At 71.8% G+C, this 15,630-nt stretch carries 17 protein-coding genes; 10 read left to right on the plus strand and 7 right to left on the minus strand.

The genetic code is table 11. From position 1 onward, the window contains the following. Positions 1 to 69: 69 nt before the first annotated feature. Both ACWGR4_RS32185 and ACWGR4_RS32190 read right to left on the minus strand, forming a co-directional pair. Entirely contained in the window at positions 70 to 765 is a 696-nt protein-coding gene (locus tag ACWGR4_RS32185; RefSeq protein ID WP_380010713.1) for a CBS domain-containing protein, read from the minus strand. After that, positions 762 to 1,205 (minus strand): hypothetical protein, encoded by a 444-nt coding sequence (locus ACWGR4_RS32190; protein WP_452133794.1) that lies wholly within the window; start codon positions 1,203 to 1,205, stop codon positions 762 to 764. The genes ACWGR4_RS32185 and ACWGR4_RS32190 overlap by 4 nt, the downstream gene beginning before the upstream one ends. Positions 1,206 to 1,472: 267 nt before the next feature. Here ACWGR4_RS32190 and ACWGR4_RS32195 point away from each other — a divergent pair, with 267 nt between their 5' ends. From ACWGR4_RS32195 to ACWGR4_RS32225, 7 genes are all read left to right on the plus strand, one after another. Beyond that, complete coding sequence (locus tag ACWGR4_RS32195) at positions 1,473 to 2,126, plus strand: hypothetical protein (protein ID WP_452133795.1); 654 nt, start codon at positions 1,473 to 1,475, stop codon at positions 2,124 to 2,126. Between the two features lie 134 nt (positions 2,127 to 2,260). Continuing rightward, entirely contained in the window at positions 2,261 to 2,953 is a 693-nt protein-coding gene (locus tag ACWGR4_RS32200; protein ID WP_452133796.1) for a pyridoxamine 5'-phosphate oxidase family protein, read from the plus strand. A gap of 90 nt (positions 2,954 to 3,043) precedes the next feature. After that, a complete protein-coding gene (locus ACWGR4_RS32205) occupies positions 3,044 to 4,159 on the plus strand; it encodes an acetate/propionate family kinase (protein WP_452133797.1) in 1,116 nt (371 codons plus the stop codon). A 148-nt stretch (positions 4,160 to 4,307) separates the two neighbouring features. Next, positions 4,308 to 6,572, plus strand: coding sequence for a formate C-acetyltransferase (pflB, locus tag ACWGR4_RS32210; RefSeq protein ID WP_452133798.1), 2,265 nt, complete (start codon positions 4,308 to 4,310; stop codon positions 6,570 to 6,572). A 5-nt stretch (positions 6,573 to 6,577) separates the two neighbouring features. Then, positions 6,578 to 7,357, plus strand: a complete 780-nt coding sequence (gene pflA, locus ACWGR4_RS32215; protein ID WP_452133801.1) for a pyruvate formate-lyase-activating protein — start codon at positions 6,578 to 6,580, stop codon at positions 7,355 to 7,357. A 78-nt stretch (positions 7,358 to 7,435) separates the two neighbouring features. Beyond that, on the plus strand, positions 7,436 to 7,840 hold the full coding sequence (locus tag ACWGR4_RS32220; RefSeq protein ID WP_452133799.1) for a hypothetical protein: 405 nt from the start codon (positions 7,436 to 7,438) through the stop codon (positions 7,838 to 7,840). A gap of 126 nt (positions 7,841 to 7,966) precedes the next feature. Further along, on the plus strand, positions 7,967 to 8,821 hold the full coding sequence (locus ACWGR4_RS32225) for a universal stress protein (RefSeq protein ID WP_452133800.1): 855 nt from the start codon (positions 7,967 to 7,969) through the stop codon (positions 8,819 to 8,821). Between the two features lie 73 nt (positions 8,822 to 8,894). On the opposite strand, the gene ACWGR4_RS32230 is transcribed toward ACWGR4_RS32225, so the two are convergent. The 3 genes from ACWGR4_RS32230 to ACWGR4_RS32240 all read right to left on the minus strand — a co-directional run bounded on the left by ACWGR4_RS32230 (position 8,895) and on the right by ACWGR4_RS32240 (position 11,176). After that, the gene (locus ACWGR4_RS32230; protein ID WP_452133583.1) at positions 8,895 to 9,803 is read right to left on the minus strand and encodes a universal stress protein; all 909 of its coding nucleotides are present in this window, start codon (positions 9,801 to 9,803) and stop codon (positions 8,895 to 8,897) included. A gap of 190 nt (positions 9,804 to 9,993) precedes the next feature. Further along, the gene (locus tag ACWGR4_RS32235) at positions 9,994 to 10,464 is read right to left on the minus strand and encodes a Crp/Fnr family transcriptional regulator (RefSeq protein ID WP_452133584.1); all 471 of its coding nucleotides are present in this window, start codon (positions 10,462 to 10,464) and stop codon (positions 9,994 to 9,996) included. 10 nt (positions 10,465 to 10,474) lie between these two features. After that, positions 10,475 to 11,176 (minus strand): CBS domain-containing protein, encoded by a 702-nt coding sequence (locus ACWGR4_RS32240; RefSeq protein ID WP_452133585.1) that lies wholly within the window; start codon positions 11,174 to 11,176, stop codon positions 10,475 to 10,477. Positions 11,177 to 11,617: 441 nt separating this feature from the next. Here ACWGR4_RS32240 and ACWGR4_RS32245 point away from each other — a divergent pair, with 441 nt between their 5' ends. The 3 genes from ACWGR4_RS32245 (at position 11,618) to ACWGR4_RS32255 (ending at position 14,409) form a co-directional block, all read left to right on the plus strand. Next, positions 11,618 to 12,961: an amino acid permease gene (locus ACWGR4_RS32245; RefSeq protein ID WP_452133595.1), complete on the plus strand. Its 1,344-nt coding sequence runs from the start codon at positions 11,618 to 11,620 to the stop codon at positions 12,959 to 12,961. Between the two features lie 165 nt (positions 12,962 to 13,126). Further along, positions 13,127 to 13,552, plus strand: a complete 426-nt coding sequence (locus tag ACWGR4_RS32250) for an STAS domain-containing protein (protein ID WP_452133586.1) — start codon at positions 13,127 to 13,129, stop codon at positions 13,550 to 13,552. Between the two features lie 107 nt (positions 13,553 to 13,659). After that, complete coding sequence (locus ACWGR4_RS32255) at positions 13,660 to 14,409, plus strand: response regulator (protein WP_452133587.1); 750 nt, start codon at positions 13,660 to 13,662, stop codon at positions 14,407 to 14,409. Here the strand turns inward: ACWGR4_RS32255 and ACWGR4_RS32260 are convergent. Continuing rightward, positions 14,316 to 15,164, minus strand: coding sequence for an FAD:protein FMN transferase (locus ACWGR4_RS32260; protein WP_452133588.1), 849 nt, complete (start codon positions 15,162 to 15,164; stop codon positions 14,316 to 14,318). The genes ACWGR4_RS32255 and ACWGR4_RS32260 overlap by 94 nt on opposite strands. Continuing rightward, positions 15,157 to 15,609, minus strand: coding sequence for an FMN-binding protein (locus ACWGR4_RS32265; protein ID WP_452133589.1), 453 nt, complete (start codon positions 15,607 to 15,609; stop codon positions 15,157 to 15,159). Before ACWGR4_RS32265 ends, ACWGR4_RS32260 begins: the two co-directional genes overlap by 8 nt. Positions 15,610 to 15,630 lie beyond the last annotated feature (21 nt).

Genomic DNA, 15,630 nt, shown 5'->3' on the forward strand with positions numbered 1-15,630 from the left:
ACCCACCGGTGTTGCCCGAGCCCGCTGTCGGCGGGTGGGCGTCGGTGTCTGTGCGTCGGGGCCCTTCGTCTACCACCCTTCCACACATCCGCCCTTCGGCGGGTGGAAGGGGCGTTCGGGACCGCGGGCTCGGGTGAGTCCGTGGGTGACCTCCTCGACGCCGTCCACGGCGGCGCACAGCCGTGTCACGACGTCGACGAGGGTGGGGTGGTCGACCTCGCCCGTGAGATGTACGACGCCGTCGCGGACCTCGACCTCGATCGTTCCGGGAGCCAGACACAGGGCCTCGCCGAGGACCTCGCGCTCGATCTCCGCGCGGATCTCCGCGTCCGAGCGCACGAGGGCGCCCAGCAGGTCGCCTCGGCTGACGATGCCCACCAGCCGCCCGGACCGGTCCACCACCGGAAGGCGCTTGACGCGGTGGCGGTCCATCAGCCGAGCCGCCCAACGGGTACTCGAGGTCGTTGCCACGGTGATCACCGGAGCGGTCATCAGACCTCGCGCGGTGAGTGCCTCGTCGGGTGGCGATACCTCGCGTTCCCGTGCCCAGCCCTGCCGTGTCCGCGACATCTCGGCGCCGGCAACGCGCACGTGCAGCAGGTCCGCCTCCGAGACGATGCCGAGCAGCCGATGGGCATCGTCCACCACCGGAAGTGCACTCACCTGCCACGTCTCCAGCACCCTCGCGATGTCACGGAAGCGGGCGCCGGAGCCGACGGTGACGACGTCACGCGTCATCACGTCCCCGATCGTGCCGTGTGTCATGTCGTACCTCCCGACGTGGGCGCTCGCGGAACGAACTCGGCGGCGATGGTGTCCGCCCACGCCTCGATCTCGTCCCGGTTCCGGAAATCGCCGTACCGTCCCCCCACCAGACGGAGGAACAGCCGACCGCGGAACGAAAGATCGTCGCGGGCGATGGCGTCGGCGAAGCGGTGATGATCGTGCACCTTCGCGACGGCGGAGATCCTCGCGACGCTCTCGGGAGTGGGGGCGCGGCGCCCGAAGCCGCCTCCGAGCACGCGGGCCGAGCCGACGTCGAACGGCCAGATCGGACGGTCGGCGAGTTCGAGGCAGTGCTCGTCGACGTCGTCCATCGGGCCGACCCGCGCGTGCGGTCCGCGCCCGCGCAGGCGCTCTCCGATGGGGTGGGCGATTGCCTGCGTACTGCCGCGCGCGCTCGCGTACGCGATGAGGACGTTCACCGTGTCACCTCCCGGGGGACATCCTCAGCATGCGACCGCCGTCGACGGTGTGACAGGGCCGCGTTGCCCGGCGTCCGGGGCCGTTCGGCCCGGGTGTCTCCCGCGTCCTGATTCGCCACCCGGAGTGCGCCACCCGGAGTGGGCCGGCGCGCGGCAGCTCGAATGAAGGGGCGCACTGGCTCGAACGAGTCATCTGCGGAGCGACGTTCGGCCCTTCCGCGGCATCGCGTCGGCGGGCAGATTGGGACGCGACCCAGGGGAGGGATCATGCGTCGACGGGGGTTGAAAATCGTGCTGACCGAGTCGCACACAGGCGGCTGCGAGCCGGTCGCGGGCGAGCTGACCGCGGCCGGGCACAGGGTGCTGCGCTGCCACGGGGGATCGGCGGTCGATACCGAGGCACCGTGCGTGGCCTGGACAGTGGGGGGCGGATGCCCACTGCTCGCACCGGACGTCGACGTCGTCGTGGACGTGCGCACCGAGGCCGGGCCGCAGACGGCACGCGAGCAGGGCGCGATGTGCGCGCTCGTGGCCGGTGTCCCGCTGGTGGTCTGTGGACCCGTCGACACCCTGGGCGGGACCTGGACACTGTCGCGCGCGGACGTGGTGTGCGGGCCGGCGGATGTCGAGGCCGCGTGCCACCGCGCGTTCTCCCCGGTCGGTCCCACCGCGCACCGGGTGGTGGCACGTGCGGTGTCCCGCGCGCTCGCCGGGGTGACCGCGCCGGCCGACGTGCACGTCGGCCTGACAGCGCGCGAGAGCGTCGTCGTCGCCGACATCACGGTCGCCGCCTCCCCGACGGCAACCGCCTTCCGCCGTGTACGAGGTGCCGTCCGGACGGCCCTCGCCCCCTTCACCCCGGCCTGGCCGTATGTCCCTGTGACGCTGTATCACCGCACACCCGAAATCCGGGGCGAGTGATCCGGCCGAACGCCTCGCAAGTGCCCTCGAACCCGGCCGATTTCCGTTCGAGCGGGTCCAACGGCCCTGCCGGAATCCTCCCTGTGGCGCAACCGTCGGAGGAGATAGCGCACCCATCCACGGAGGCGGCACACATGGACGATGAAACGGCGGGTACACACCGCCCCGACCACCTTGTCCTGGCGGTCGGCGTACGGCGGCGGCGACGTGGCCTCGGGCTCACCGTGCGGCAACTCGCGCGCCGTACGGACCTGTCGGTGGACTGGCTCGAACACTTGGAGGAGGGGTCCGCGCCGGTGTCGTTCGCGGCGCTCACGGGTTTGGCGGCGGCACTGGGTACCAGCGCCGAACACCTGTTGCGCGGCATCGCGGAGGCGCCGCCCGCGCCGGAACCGGCACCCGCGTCCCCAGCCGCGCCCGAGACGCGGGAGTTGGTCGTGATGACCGAGGAGGAGTGCCGGGCCCGACTGTTCCTGCACGACGTCGGGCGCGTTGCCCCGGCGATGACCCGGGAGCCGTTCGTGCTGCCGGTCGACTACCTGATGGACGGCACGGATGTGATCTACCGCAGCGCGGTGGGCTCGCGGCCCGCCGATCTGGTCGGGCGGGTGGCCTTCGAGGTGGACGAGCTGATTCGGATCGCCCGGTTGGGGTGGAGTGTGCTCGTGATCGGCGACGCCGAGCCCGTGACCGATCCGGCCGAGACGGCCCGGTTGGCGACGGCGGAGGCCCGCACCTGGTCCGAAGGCGTCCCGGAGGTGTGGACCCGGGTCCGTCCGAGGGATGTCACCGGTCGCAGGTTGCGTCCCCGGATGGGTGACGCCTGAACCCGTGCGAGTCTCGGTTGCCGAGAGTGCGCCGCGGATGCGATCCCCGGGTCCGCGCATCGAATGCAGATCAATCGCGAGGGAGTACACATGACGAGCCCCGATCGAGTCCTTGTCGTCAACGCCGGGTCGTCGACCGTGAAGCTGTCGGTACTCGACGCGCGCGACACCGTCGTGTGCGCGTCGACCATCGAGTGCCCCGACGTGATTCCGGACGGGGCGGTTTCCGGATTTCTGCGCGATGCCGGACCCGTCGACGCCGTCGGACACCGGGTGGTGCACGGCGCAGCGGAGTTCACCGGTGCGACCCGGCTCGATCCGTCGGTGTTCGCGCGGATCGCCGGCCTCGCGCCGCTGGCGCCGCTGCACCAGGGGCGGGCGCTCGCGGGGATCGACGCGGTTCGTCGCGCGCTGCCGGGCGTGCCGGCGGTCGCCTGCTTCGACACCGCGTTCCACCGCACGCTGCCGGCTGAGGCGAGTACGTACGCCCTGCCGGAGGGCTGGCGCACGAAGTGGGGGCTGCGCCGGTACGGCTTCCACGGCCTGTCCCACGCGTACGCCGCCCGGCGTGCCTGCGAACTGGCGGGCGCGGACCCGGAGTCGGTGCGGGTGGTGAGTTGCCACCTGGGCGCGGGGGCCTCGCTGGCCGCCGTACGCGGCGGCGAGTCGGTCGACACGACCATGGGATTCACCCCGGCCGAGGGATTGGTCATGGCGACCCGGGCGGGCGATGTCGATCCGGGCCTGATCCTGTGGCTCCAGCGCCAGGGCGTCACCGCGGAAGACCTCGAACAGGCGCTGGAACACGGCGGAGGCATGGCGGCGCTGGCCGGACACGGCGGGGACATGCGGGCCATCCGCGCCGCGGCCGAGGCCGGCGATCGGCGCGCCGCGATCGCCCGCCGGATCTACGCCTACCGACTCCGGACGAAGATCGCCGCCATGGCCGCCGCGATGGGCGGCCTGGACGTGCTCGCCTTCACCGGCGGAGTCGGCGAACACGACGACGCCATCCGGGCCGACGCCGTTCGCGAACTCGCCTTCCTGGGCGTGCGCCTGGACCCGCGCGCCAACGCCGAGGCGCGCGGCGACGCCGAGGTGGGCGCCGCCGGCGGCCCGGTCCGCACGCTCGTGGTCACCGCCCGCGAGGACATCGAGATCGCCCACGAGACACGTTCACTCGTCGCCTCCGGAAAGGGCACGTGACGTCCCTCGGCGAACCGGCTCGACACCCCCCCGGGGCCGGGCCGTTCGGCAGAGTCGATCGGGCCGTCCGCCCCTGCCCGGCGCGTTGGGGGGCGGCCAGTGTGTGAGGTGCCGAGATCGAGTCGATCGAGTCCATCGAGAGGCCACCATGACGACCACCACCACATCCCCCTCGGATGTCGACCTCGCGCCCTGGCGCGACTTCCGCTCCGGGGCCTGGCAACACGGCGTCGACGTCCGCGACTTCATCCACACCAACCACATGCCCTACACCGGCGACGCGGACTTCCTGTGCGAGGCCACCGCGCGCACGCGCGCGGTGTGGGAGCGGGTGTCCGCGCTGTTCCCCGAGGAGCGCCGCAAGGGCGTGTTGGACGTGGACACCGCGACGCCGTCCACGATCACCTCGCACGCCCCCGGCTGGATCGACCGCGACCGGGAGCTGATCGTCGGCCTGCAGACCGACGCCCCGCTCAAGCGGGCGATCATGCCGGGCGGCGGGCTGCGCATGGTCGAGAGCGGCCTGCGCGCCTACGGCTACGAGATGGACCCGTTCGTGCGCGCGGTGTTCGGCACCTACCGCAAGACCCACAACGACGCCGTCTTCGACGCGTACACCCCCGAGATCCTGCGCGCGCGCCGAGCGGGTCTGATCACCGGGCTCCCGGACGCCTACGGCCGGGGGCGGATCATCGGCGACTACCGGCGCGTGGCCCTGTACGGCGTGGACCGGCTGATCGAGGCCAAGCGGGCCGACCGCAGCGCCCTTGATTCGCTGTCCGCCACCGCCGAGGTGATCCGGGATCGGGAGGAACTGGCCGAACAGGTGCGCGCCCTGGTCGAGTTGAAGGAGATGGCCGCGACCTACGGCTGCGACGTCGCCCGCCCTGCGGCCACCGCGCACGAGGCCGTGCAGTGGCTGTACCTGGCCTACCTGGCCGCGACCAAGGAGCAGAACGGCGCCGCGATGTCGCTAGGCCGCACCTCCACGTTCCTGGACGTCTACCTGGAGCGGGACCTGCGCGAGGGCCGCATCGACGAGAGCCGCGCCCAGGAGCTGATCGACGACTTCGTGATCAAGCTGCGGATCATCCGCTTCCTGCGCACCCCCGAGTACGACGCGCTGTTCTCCGGCGACCCCACCTGGGTCACCGAATCCCTCGGCGGCATCGGCACCGACGGGCGTCCGCTGGTCTCGCGCACCTCCTTCCGCTACCTGCGGACCCTGTACAACCTGGGGCCCGCGCCCGAGCCGAACCTGACCGTGCTGTGGTCGCCCGGGTTGCCGCTCGCCTTCAGGCGCTATTGCGCGCAGGTTTCCATCGACACCAGCTCGATCCAGTACGAGTCCGACGACCTGATGCGCCCGCGCACCGGGGACGACACCGCGATCGCGTGCTGCGTGTCGGCGATGGCCGTGGGCAAGGACATGCAGTTCTTCGGCGCCCGGGTCAACCTCGCCAAGGCCCTGCTGTACGCGATCAACGGCGGCCGGGACGAGATCAGCGGCGAGCAGGTCGGCCCGAAGTCCCTTCCGCTGACCGGTGATCGGCTCGATCCGGCGGAGCTCGACGCGGCGTTCGACCACGTCCTGGACTGGCTGGCGGGCGTCTATGTCGACGCGCTCAACATCATCCACCACATGCACGACAAGTACGCCTACGAGCGCCTGGAGATGGCGCTGCACGACCATCCCGTACACCGCACCATGGCCTGCGGCATCGCCGGACTCTCGGTGGTCGCGGACAGCCTCTCGGCGGTTCGGCACGCGGGAGTCGAGGTGATCCGCGACGCGGACACCGGCCTGGCCGTCGACTACCGCGTCCTGGGGGAGTATCCCGCGTTCGGCAACAACGACGACCGCGCCGACACGATCGCGGTCGGCCTGGTGCGCTCGTTCCTGACCAAACTGCGGCGCCACCCCACCTACCGGGACGCCGAGCACACGCTGTCGGTGCTGACCATCACCTCCAACGTGGTCTACGGCAAACACACCGGCAACACCCCCGACGGGCGCCGCGCCGGTACACCGTTCGCGCCCGGGGCCAACCCGATGAACGGCCGCGACCGGCACGGCATGGCCGCCTCCGCGCTGTCGGTCGCCAAGATCCCCTACGAGTCGGCCCGCGACGGCATCTCGCTGACCTCGACCGTGACCCCCGAGGGACTCGGCCACGATCCGAGCGAGCGCGCCGACAACCTGGTCGGCCTGCTCGACGGCTACTTCGCCTCCGGCGGCTTCCACGTGAACGTCAACGTGCTCGACCGGGCCACGCTCACCGACGCCATGGAACACCCCGAGCGGTACCCGGACCTGACCATCCGCGTCTCCGGATACGCGGTCCGCTTCGTCCGCCTGACCCGCGAGCAGCAGCTCGACGTGATCGGCCGGACCTTCCACGAGGCCCGGTGAGCACGGTGCGAGCGATCCCGCGCCCGACCGTGCACGGCACCCACCCCCGCAACAACGGCGACATCGGGCTGGTGCACTCGTGGGACATGTCCACGGGCGTGGACGGGCCCGGGACCCGCTTCGTGCTGTTCGTGAACGGCTGCCCGCTGCGCTGCCTGTACTGCGCCAACCCGGACACCTGGCACCTGCGCGACGGCCGGCGCACGGACGTCGACGCGGTGATGGACGAGATCAAGGCATGCCGGGACTTCCTGCGCGCGAGCGGCGGGGGCGTCACGATCACCGGCGGCGAACCCCTGCTCCAGCCCCACTTCGTCGAGGCGGTGCTGTGCCGCTGTCGCGAACTGGGCCTGCACACCGCGCTGGACACCTCCGGATACCTCGGCGCCCGCGCCGGCGATCGCCTGTTGTCCGCGACCGACCTCGTCCTGCTCGACATCAAGTCCTTCGACCCCGACGCCTACCGCCGACTCACCGGCCGCGAACTCGCGCCCACGCTCGCGTTCGCCCGGCGCCTGGCCGACCTGGGCATCCCCGTGTGGCTGCGCTTCGTGCTGGTCCCGGGGCTGACCGAGGATCCCGCGATGATCGACGAACTCGCGGCGTTCGCAGCAGGGTTGGGCAACGTCGAACGCGTCGATGTGCTGCCCTTCCACAAACTCGGCGCCGCCAAGTACGACGACCTGGGCATCACCTTCCCGTTGCGAGATACGCCACTGCCGCGGGCCGGACTGGTCGAGCGCGTCCGCGCGCAGTTCCGCGCACACGGACTCCGCGCCCACTGACCGGAAACGGCGACCCGGGATCGGGAGCACAACGGCGCGTGCGAGCGTGACCGGTACACCGCACGCACGCCGGCCACGGTGCGCGCCGCGGTGGTCCACGAGGTGCACCAGGCGGAAACCGACCTGAGCACGTTCCTGACCCCGTTCCTCGACCTGCGCCGCCGACTCGCGCCGGTCGCGGCCTCGATGACCGTCGGACCGTCCTGGCGGCGCCTGGCACCGATGGTCCCCACCACCGTGCCACCGTGGTGCCTGCTCGCCGACAACGCGCAGAGCCTGCTCGTGATGCCCGGCGAGGTCGCCCGCTGCGCCGCCGCGGTGGACGACGAAGTGCTCGCTCACCAAGCCCGGTCCGAGCCCACGCTCAACGCCTACGGACAGGCTGCGGTACGGGAGTTGGCCGATGCACTCGACCGGCTGATCCGGGCCTTTCCACCGGCCTTCAAGCGGCACGTGCGAGCCGGGATGGGCACGATCCGTTGACGCAGGCGTCGGCACCGGACGGGTCGATCGGCCCCCGCGCAGGGCCGGTCGGCCCTGTCGGGCGTCCGGGAGCCAGCGCGACGGTGAGCACGAGGCGTCACCCACCCGCGTGAATGGAGATGTGACATGGACCGGACACCGCTCGTCGTCGCGGCGACCGACGGTTCGCCCGAGGCGACCGCCGCCGTGATCGAGGCCGCCGACGAAACCGCCCGCCGGGGCGCGGAGTTGGAGATCGTGTTCGCCTGGGAGGGATCGGCGCACGAGCGGTACGCCGGCTACCGCGAGGCGCTGAGCGACCACGTCGAACGGATCCGCCGGGAGGCCACGGACGTTGCCCGGTCGCGACAGCACGAGATCGGGATACGTTCCTCGGTCGTGCGCGACAGCCCCGTGGCGGGGCTGCTGGAGGTCGCCAAGCGGGCCGATCTGCTGGTCGTGGGAAGCCGTGGACACGGTGCGTTCGCCGGGATCCTGCTCGGGTCGGTGAGCCTGGCCCTGGCCGGTCGGGCGCCCTGCCCCCTCCTTGTGGTCCGCACCCGGGTGGCGGCCGAGCGGCCCGTGGTGGTGGGCGTTGCCGACGAGGACAGCCGACCCGCGCTGGAGCGCGCCTTCGCCGAGGCCCGAGCACGTGAGGTGGGCCTGATCGTGGTGCACGCCTGGGATTTCCCCGATGTCCCGCGAGTGCTGCGAGAGCCACAGGGGGCCGAGACGCCCTACCACCGCGCCCAGGAGTTCGCGCGCCGGGTGCTCGCGACCGTGGTGTCGCCGCTGCGGGAGACCCACCCGCGGGTGGCGGTCGAGGAACGCGTCGTCCAGGGAGGTGCCGGCGCCGCACTCGTCGCGGCGTCGCGGGACGCGGGCCTGGTCGTCGTCGGGCGGCATCCCTCGCCGCACCACTTCGGACCCCGCCTTGGACACACGGCGATCGCCTTGCTGCACCACGCGCACGCGCCGCTCTTGGTCGTGCCATCGGACTGACACACCGAACACGTCGAGGCCGCCGGGCGGTTGAACGCCCGGCGGCCTCGGCCGACCTGTGCTGGGGGACGCGTCAATCGATGGGGATCAGCAGAACCGGAGCCTTGCTGTGATGCAGCAGGACATGGGCGACGTGGCCGAGGTTGGGGCCGAAGCGGCCGTGACGGCGATGGGCGGCCAGCACGATCAGATCGGCCTCGTCCGTGGCGGACAAAAGCGCGTGAGCGGGAATGTCACACACGACCTGCTCGGTGACGGACACCTCGGGATACTTGTCCACGAACGGAGCGAGAGCCGCGCCGAGCGTGGCCTCGGCGGCCCTGCGTCCCTCGTCGCCGGACCACAGCGGGGCCGCATAGGGCGCGGCCGGGGACACCGGCGGTGTCCAGGCGTGCAGCGCACGCAACGGCACACCTCGTGCCTGGGCCGCCACGAACGCGGCCTCGACGGCGGGGTGGCAGTCGAAGTCGGAGACGCCCACCACGACGGTGCCCGGTTCGTCCGCCGGGGCGTTGCCGTGTCGTGCGTGGACGATGAGAACGGGGCAGCGAGACGAGGCCGCGACGGACAACGAGACCGAGCCCAGCAGCAGGCCCGCGAAGCCGCCCCGACCACGACTGCCGAGCACGACGAGCGCCGCGCGCTCGCAGGCCTCCTCCAGAGTGGGGATGGTCGGGGCGAGGGCGACCGTGGTGACGACCTCCAGTTCGGGTCGGCGTCGTCGGGCACGCTCGGCGGCGTCACCCACCAGAATCCGCGCCTCCTGCCGTAACCGCGCCGCACGGTCCTCGTCGCCATCGGCCGGGACCCGGTCGACGACATGCATGACCTCCAGAGGCACGTGACGCAGCGCCGCCTCGTCGGCGGCCCGATGCGTCGCGAGATCCGAAATGGGCGAACCGTCCACGCCCACGACGACGTGACCGCGCACGGCCCCGTCGTCGTGGGCGGCCGTTGCGCCGGTGGAAGAGTTGTCGTTCACGTCGAACTCCTGGAATCGAGTGTGGATGGAATACGGGTCGCCCCGCCGACCGCGGGATACGACAGCGTGTACCGAAGCCGGCGGCCACCGGCAGGGCCGTTCGGCCCTTCGATCAAACGCGGCCCGCGTCGACGCCCTCCGGGCACGCCACAGGCCCCGGCCACCGAAAGGTTCCGGAGCCTGCGCCCTCTCAGCCCTCCGTGGGTTCGTTGTTCGTCGAGTGGTGTGGCCCGTACAGGTCCAGCAGTCGCAGTCGACTCGCCTGGAGGCGGCAGGCGATCACCTGCGCGCACGCGAGGGTGATCGCTCGGCCGAAGTCGGGATCGCGCTCGCATTCGGCCCGCACCGCGCCCGCGTCGAACTCCACGGCCCGGACGGTGCCGACGGCGCGGCCGCCCAGGTGCCACCGGTAGGGCGGGAACAGCCAGCTCCAGCCGACGAGTTCACCCGGTCCCAGCGTCTCGACGGTCGCCGCGGGCCCGCCGGGGACGTGCACGTCCAGGCAGACGGAGCCGCCTTCGACGAGCCAGAAGTCGCGGGCCGGCCGGTTCTCCTCGAACAGGCGGGTGCCCGGCTCGAACGTGACCGGCCGGCCGAACGCCAGGAGCCGATCCAGGTGTTGCTTGGGAATGAGGCCGATGCGGCCGGAGACGTGGAACACGGTGTTCTCCTCAACGGCCGGGCAGGCGGCGGCTGAAGTGCGCCGGTCCGGGCCTGATGTGGCTGTCGTCGAAGTCGAAGGTCAGGGTGTGGGTCACGCTCTCGACGCCGTCGACGGCACGACACAGCCGCAGCACGATGTCGATGAGGCTGCGGTTGTCGACCGCCCCGGACAGGCACACCACCGCGTCGCGCACGTCCACCACGATCGTGCCGGGCTCCAGCCACAGCGCCGCGCGCAGTACGTCCTGCTCGATCTCGGCGCGGATCTCGGCGTCCGGGCGCAGGAAGGTGCGCAGCAGGTCGCAGCGGCTGACGATGCCGATCAGCCGACCGTCCGCGTCGACCACCGGGAGGCGCTTGACGTGGTGGCGATCCATCAGACGCGCGCCGCGCAGGGTGCCGGCGGCGGGATCCACGCTCACCACGGGGGTGGTCATCAGCTCGTGCGCCGTGTGGCCCTCGCCCTTGGTGTGTCGGTTCGCCAGTCGGCGCAGGCCCGGCAGGAGGTGGGTGTCCTCGGCCTGCTCCACCTGGGCGCGCAGCAGGTCCGCCTCCGAGACGATGCCCAGGATCCGCCGCTCGTCGTCGACGACCGGCAGGGCGCTGATCCCCCGGGCGTGCAACGCGGCGACGATGTCGCGGAACTCGGTGTCGGGGCCGACGGTGACCACGTCACGGGTCATGACGTCCTCGATCCTGCGTTGCAACATGCGAACCCCCTGGTCGATATGCGGTGAGTCGCCGAGGCGTCGATGGCGACGTCTTCGGCCGGACACCACGACCCTGTCGCCGATTCGGGTGCCGTGACAGGGCCGCGTTGCCCGGTGCACCGGGCCGTTCGGCCCGGTCCGGTCCGCGCCGCCGGCGTCGGGGTGCCGCACGGCCGGGGCGGGGTGACCATCGGCGTTCGGGTCGGGACCTTCGGCACGGGCGCGCCGACACGGCGGCGGCCACGCTGCAAACGTTCGGCCGGAGCAGAACGTCCACGGCATCCCGCCCCGTTCGGTCGAACCCCATCGCGACGACGAGGACGCGCCATGCTCGGGAAAAGAACGACCACCGCCCACCGCACAGCCGGGGAATCGGGTGCGCCCACCGATGAAGCGGGCCGCTCCGGGTCGACGTTCGGCCTGCCCACCGCCACGGCCCTGGTGGTCGGCAGCATCATCGGCACCGGCGTGTTCGCGCTGCCGGCCGCGCTCGCGCCCTACGGTCCGATCTCCCTGGTCGCGTTCGCCATCGTCACCCTCGGCGCCCTGGCACTCGCGGTCACGTTCGGGGGCTTGTCCCGGCGGGTTTCGGGCAGCGGCGGCCCCTACGTGTACGCCCGGGAGGCGTTCGGCGAGTTCGCCGGATTCCTCAACGCCTGGTCGTACTGGATCACCGCCTGGGCGGGCAACGCCGCGATCGTGGTGGCCTGGGTCGGCTACGTCGAGGTGTTCGTCAACACCGGCCACGACAAGTGGGCTTCGGTGGCCATCGCGCTGGCGGGCCTGTGGATCCCCGCGGCGATCAACCTGGCGGGCCTGCGCAGCATGGGCGCCTTCCAGGTCGTCACCACCGTGCTCAAGTTCGTTCCGTTGATCCTGATGGGCACCGTCGGCCTGTTCTTCCTCGACACCGACAACCTCGGCACCTTCAACGCCCACGGCGGGTCCCCGATGGGTGCGATCTCCGCCGCCGCGGCCATCGCGCTGTTCAGCTACATCGGGCTGGAGACCGTCTCGGTCGCCGCGGGCCGGGTGCGTGAACCCGGCCGCAACGTGCCACGCGCCACCGTCTACGGCACCCTGGCCTGCGCGGCGGTGTACCTGCTCGGCACGCTCGCCGTCTTCGGCGCCGTCCCGCACGCGGAACTCGTCTCCTCCACGGCGCCGTTCACCGACGCGGCCGACAACATGGCGGGCGGCTCGTGGGCGGGCAACGCGGTCGCGGTGGCCGCGATCGTGTCGGGGATCGGCGCGCTGGGCGGCTGGACGATGATCTGCGCCGAGATGCCCTACGCCGCTGCTCGCGAGGGCCTGTTCCCCAAGGCGTTCGCCCGCAAGCGCGGCGACACCCCGGTCTTCGGCATCCTCGCCGCCACCGTCCTCGCCTCGCTGATCACGGTCGCCGCCTACACCAGCTTCGACAACGTCTTCACCAGCATCGTGCTGCTGAGCGTGCTGACCGCGGCGATCCCCTACCTGTTCTCCGCCGCCGCCCAGCTGTACTGGCTGCTCACGCACGCCCGCCGGGGGAGCCGGGGCCGCTTCGTCCGGGACGTGCTGGTGGCGGGCACCGCGTTGGCGTTCTCCTACTGGTCGATCCAGGGCAGCGGCTACCAGACCGTCTACTACGGACTGTTCGCCGTGCTCCTCGGAATCCCCGTCTACATCCACCTCAAGCGCGACCGCGGCGAGTACGGCGAGCAGGCGGCTGCCGCCCCCGTGACGTCCATCGAGCAGCCCGCCCCACCGCAGAGTCCCTCGAAGCCCCACGGACACGCCGCTTGACCACTGCGGCGGGCCGGCGCACGGGCCCACATGTCGACGAGCCCGGACGGGACCTTCGGCCCCGTCCGGGAGCCGTCCGCCTCTGGGCACCCGGCCGGCGCTGCCACTGAACTGAGCGCGCAGCCGCGCCGGCGGAAACCGACAGCCCAGGAAGCGAGACGCGCAGTGATCACCATCGCGACGACCCCGACCGGACACCGTGGTACGGCGTCTTCCGCCACTCACCTCACCGTGGAGGTGCGCGGCGAACTGGACCTGGACAGCGCGGCGAGCATCGAACCGAGCCTGGTCGCCCTCGCCCGAACCGGCCCCGACGAACTCCGGTTGGATCTGGGCGCGCTCGTGTTCTGCGACACCTCCGGCATCAACCTGTTCCTACGGCTTCGGCGCCAGTGCGCCCGCGCCCACACCACGCTGGTCCTGACCGGGGTCCGCGGTCAACCCGCCCGTGTCATCCGCCTGGTGGGACTCGACCGCACGATCGCCTGCCGTTTCGTGGGCCCGGCCGCGCCCCGCCGAGGCCCGATCGATCCCGCGGTCGTCCGCGCATCGTCCGCGGCGCCCGTGGGGGCGGGGGCCACCCGGCCCTGATGGTCCCGGGACCACCGGCCCTGTTCCGATGATCCCGCACGCCCCGAGACTGATCATCGCTTCGACCCGACCGGGCGAACGCGTCCGTCACCCTCGGGGAGCAGACCATGGAAACCGGGACCACCACCGAAGCCGTCGCCGGAGCGCGCCCGCCCCGCCTCTCCGGCGCCACCCGTACGCTCGCGCCGACGGCGTCGAACGCGGATTCGCCCGCCACGATCAGAGTGTTCCTCCTCGACGACCACGAGATCGTCCGTCGCGGCCTGGCCGACCTGCTCGGAGCCGAGGCGGACATCGAGATCGTCGGCGAATCGGCGTCCGCCCTCGAAGCCATGCGACGAATACCGGCCCTGCGCCCCGACGTCGCCGTCCTGGACGGGCGGCTGCCCGACGGCAGCGGAGTCGACGTGTGCCGCGCGGTGCGGTCGTCCTTCCCCGAGATCAACGCGCTGATCCTGACCTCGTACGACGACGAGGACGCGCTGTTCTCCGCGATCATGGCCGGCGCCGCGGGATACGTCCTCAAACAGATCCGCGGCGCCGACCTGGTGCGCGCGGTCCGAGAGGTCGCCGCCGGCCGCTCGCTCCTGGATCCGGCCATCACCACGAAGGTCCTCGACCGCGTCCGCACCGGAACACGCGAGGACCCGCGCGTGGCGTCCCTCTCCGACCAGGAACGCCGGATCTTCGACCTGGTCGCCGAGGGCCTGACCAACCGCCAGATCGCCGAGCGCCTGCACCTGGCGGAGAAGACCGTCAAGAACTACGTCTCCACGATGCTGCACAAACTCGGCTTCGAACGCCGCGTCCAGGCCGCGGTCTTCGCCGGCACCCTGCCGCACCGGGCATCCGCCTGACCCGTCACGGGGACGGGCCGGCCGGCGGTGCCGGTCGTGACGACTGCGAGCGCCTCGTAGCCGTGAAGGCGTTCGATCCACGCGCGCGCGGTGTCGCCCATCGCGAAGGCGGCGGTCGCGTAGGCGTCGACACGGGTGAGGTCGGCGCCGATCACGGTGATCGAGGCCGGCCCTCGGGCGGCGAGGCCGGTGTGTGGATCGAGGATGTGATGGCCGCGTTCGGCCGTGCCCGAGGTGGCGACCGCGAATTCCCGTCCCTGGACGAGGGTGCACAGTTCGGCGTTTCGCAGCGGGTGGACGATGCCGATGCGCCAGGGTTCGCCGGGTTCGGGCTCGCCCCGTACGCGTATGTCGCCTCCTCCGTTGATGCACGTGTTCCGAGCCCCGGCGTCGGTGAGCAGGTGGATGGCGCGCTCGATCGCCCAGCCTTTGACGAGCCCGGAAGGATCGAGCCGGCCCGCCGGTCTGGCACTGAACCAGCCGCCGCTCAGATCGCTCACCTCGGCGCACAGGTCGAGCACCGCAGTGACTTCCGGAGGGCAGTCGGCGAGGGGGATCTCGCCTCGGTCGAGGCGGCTGATCGCGCTGTCGGGGCGATAGGTGGAGAAGACCTCGTCCACGTGGTGCAGCCAGGCCACCGCGCGGCTCAGTGCTTCGCGCAGGCCGCTCGTCGGTCGGTCGCGAATGTCGAACGAGAACGCGGTGCCCATCACGTGTTCGACGTGGTGGAGGCGGTGCGGCGCGCGGTCAGCCATTCGCCCGGTCCAATGCGCTTTGCAGCGACTGCGCATAGCCCTCGCTGGTGTAGGTGGCCCCGGAGACGGTGTGGATGTTGGCGCTTTGCGCCGTCAATGCCTCCCGCGTCAGGAGCGGCACCGATTTCGCGGCGATCTGCCGGTCGCGACCGTTGCCGTCGGGGGCCCGCAGGACGCGTACATCGGTGATCCTGCCGTCGACGAGTGTGACGGCGACCTGGACCGGCCCGTACCGGGTGTCGATCGTGTCGCCGGTGAAGGTGCCGCTGCGGGTGCTCGATACGCCCTGCGGCGCGGGCGAGGCCGTCGAGGGACCGGAGGAGCCGGTTGTCGAACCCGCCCCTCGGAGCGCGGGGCCGTCGGGCGGATCGTGGTGGGGTTTGAGGGACAGCAGCAGGACGAGACCCGCAATGGTGGAAACGGTGGTCAGGACCATACGGCGCATGGGCGACTCCCCCCGAGAGGA

The sequence above is a fragment of the Embleya sp. NPDC055664 genome (assembly GCF_053618075.1).